The organism is Allobosea sp. TAB14 (assembly GCF_052113865.1).
Taxonomy (GTDB): domain Bacteria; phylum Pseudomonadota; class Alphaproteobacteria; order Rhizobiales; family Beijerinckiaceae; genus Allobosea; species Allobosea spartocytisi.
Window position 1 is genome coordinate 1 of sequence record NZ_JBFRDQ010000308.1, and the last position, 2,936, is coordinate 2,936.

Below are 2,936 nucleotides of genomic sequence, written 5' to 3' on the forward strand. Positions count from 1 at the left end.
CTACTGGAGCACCACCTTCCCGTTCAGGTTGGCGAGCCTGATTTGCCCGCTGCTCTATTGGTGGGGCGGCGTCGCCGTCGTGAACGCTTCGGTCACAGATATTCTCGTCTACTATCTGCCCTATTATCTGGCGGTGATGATCGTGTTGAACTGGCTGTCGAAAGGCCTGTTCATCGCTATCCTGAACGACGTGGCCCAATTGGTCGCCGCCTGGCCGATCACGCGGGCGGTCGCGCTCGGACTGCTGACGCCCGGGCCGCATAAATTCTCGGTGACTGCCAAGGGCGGCGATCGCACGAAGGTCGTTGTGCAATGGCCGCTGATGATGCCGTTCCTGCTGCTCTTCGCGCTCACCGTCGGCGGCATGGTCGTGCCGCTGACCTCGGACTTTATTTTCAATCACGCCGCCACCGCAGGCGACGGCATGGCTGTCGTCATGTTCTGGACGGTCTACAACCTCTTCGTCCTGCTGGTCGCGATCGCCGCCTGCATCGAGCGGCCGCGGCCCAACCGCCCGCAGCGCCAGATCGTCGAGCCCGTAACCCTGCTAATGGCAGGGCGCGAACAACGCGGCTGGCTGGTCAATCTTGGCGTCGGTGGCGCGCGCATCAGCGGGCTGAACGATTTGGAGCCGGGCATGACGGGGCGGCTGCGCCTGCCAATTATCGGGGACATTGAGGCGCGCATCATCGCTCCGACACAAGACGGCTATCGGGTCGGTTTTGCGCCCACGGCCAACCAGCGGGACCGCATCATCGCGCGGCTTCATACGGCCAGCGCTGCGCCTGGAACCAATCAGGGCAACATCGCGCTCATGATCCGCGAGCTGGCCCGCACGTTGACACGTTGACGGAGGAACGGATGAGCAGCCGTCTCAGACTGCGCACCATCGCATTCGTCGGAGGCAGCATTCTGATGCTGGTTCCAGCGCTCATCGCCGGTTCCACATATACCGGCGCCTTGCAGAAGCGCGCCGAGCAGATGCTGGTCGATCGCTTGAAGGGGCGTGGCGAATTAAGTGCCAATCTCCTCGCCAAGAGCCTGCATCAACTATGGGGCGAGGTCGACGCGCTCGCCAAAACCCTGGATCCATCGGCGCTGCCGGAGGCACGCACCGCCATCAACCTGGTCGCGCGGCTCGACAATCGCTATTCGTGGATTGGCGTCGCCGATGTCGAGGGAACCGTGCTCGCGGCCGCCAACGGCCTCTTGGAACGGGAAAGCGTGGCGCAACGTCCCTGGTTTCGCCGCGGCTTGAGCGGGCCGACCGCGATCGACGTCCATGAAGCGCAATTGCTGGCGAAGCTGCTCCCGGTACGGACAGAGCCCTATCGCTTTATCGATCTATCCGCTCCCATTCAGAAGGCCGGCCAATCGCCGAGTGGCGTCGTCGGGGCGCATCTCAATTGGAGCTGGATTATCGACAGTCTCCAAGGCTTTCAGGCTCCTGGCATCGACGTCCTGCTGCTGTCCCGTGATCGCACCGTCCTGATCGGGCCGCCGGAACTAACCGATAAGCCCCTAATGATCGGTTCGGCCCAGGCTGCGAACCGCACGACGTCGAGTGTGCTCGACGAACGCTGGCCGGATGGCAAGGATTACGTAACCGTCGTCGTCCCGGCGATTGGTTATGCCGATCTGCCGAGCTTCGGATGGTCCCTCCTGATCCGTCAGAACATCGACGCTGCTCTCGCTCCGACGCGCGAGCTGGTCCGCAATTTCTGGATGACACTCGGTGGAGGGGCGCTGGTTGCTCTCGCCTTGCTTTGGCTCGCAGCAAACTGGCTGGCAACCCCGATGACGCGCTTGGTGTCTGCGGCCGAGGGCATGCTGGGTGACGGCGAACAGAAGCCACCTCATCCCGAAACGCGCTACGCCGAGGCCGAGCGTCTCTCCACCGCACTGGTCCGGCTACAAACGCGGCTGCACCGGCACTGAAAAATCAACTCGAAGGCAGACCCCTCGCGGCGTTCAAGCATGCTCTGCGCCTTGAAGGTCCGCTTTTGGGACTGGGTCGAATGTCCGGTTGTGGCGCATAGCTCCTCTCAGGTCATTGTCGCAACCCATCACTACCGTCTGATCGATATCGCTCGTTGCGCCTGTTCTGGCGGCATGGTGCATGAATTCCGGGAGTGAAGAACGGCTCTGCCCGTCGCTTGGGGGCCTCATCCTGTCGAGGGCCCAGTCATCTTGGCTGACCTCACCGCGGGTTGCGCTATCTACGCGGCAGCGCAGGGACAGCCCGTCCTATCTTTACCATTCTCTCTTTTTTACACGCATAGATTGCGTAAATGGAATAGCCTCTCGATCCGAGATGGTCTCTTCCCTGCCCCATCCGGCACTGGGGCCACGCGATGACAAGGATAACGATGTCCAGCCGCCGCGCATTTGCGTCAAACCCATTCCACCTGGTTCCAACGAGCGAGGCCTGATGTCGCTGATCGAACCGGATGCGCGCGCCGAGATCCGTCCGCGCCAGCTTGTCACGATAGAAGCGGCTCGGCGTGATCAGGCGGTCGAGCGTGCCGCGATAGAGCCCGAGGCTGCGATGGACCAGCGTCTCCATCAGGACGAGCCCGCTGACGGCAACGGAATCCTTGACGCAGCGATGGAGGAGGACGTTGGGAGTCGATGAAAGCCTAAACGGCGCGCCCGGCTGGACGACGAATCGACTGGCGGGTTGATGATGCGCTGGATCGATTCACCGTTCCAGTTGCAGCCGAAGGTGTGGAGGCTCCCGTGCACGCCACCATCCTGAAAACGGAGAGGCCCAGGTTGAATTGGCGCTCAGCCCGGGTCTGTACGCCCTGCTAGACGCAAAGCGACGACCTATCTCTTTGTTTCGGCGTCAGATCTCTTCGAAACATCGATTTGATTTTCGGCCCTATGTTCTAAGGCAAGTAAGCGAACAGGCCGGTAGGAGCGCCTCCAAAAAG

At 61.9% G+C, this 2,936-nt stretch carries 2 protein-coding genes and 1 pseudogene; 2 read left to right on the plus strand and 1 reads right to left on the minus strand.

Going from position 1 to position 2,936, the window contains the following annotated elements; genetic code table 11:
- Together AB4Y99_RS26845 and AB4Y99_RS26850 are read left to right on the plus strand one after the other, a co-directional pair.
- Nucleotides 1–850 (plus strand): PilZ domain-containing protein (locus AB4Y99_RS26845; protein ID WP_465248682.1); only part of this gene is annotated, 850 nt, incomplete at its 5' end.
- Nucleotides 851–861: 11 nt separating this feature from the next.
- Complete coding sequence (locus AB4Y99_RS26850) at nt 862–1,938, plus strand: cache domain-containing protein (RefSeq protein WP_441525475.1); 1,077 nt, start codon at nt 862–864, stop codon at nt 1,936–1,938.
- 535 nt (nt 1,939–2,473) lie between these two features.
- On the opposite strand, the pseudogene AB4Y99_RS26855 reads toward AB4Y99_RS26850, so the two are convergent.
- Nucleotides 2,474–2,623: pseudogene (locus AB4Y99_RS26855) on the minus strand (glycosyltransferase family 1 protein); the annotation flags it as partial.
- Nucleotides 2,624–2,936: the final 313 nt, after the last annotated feature.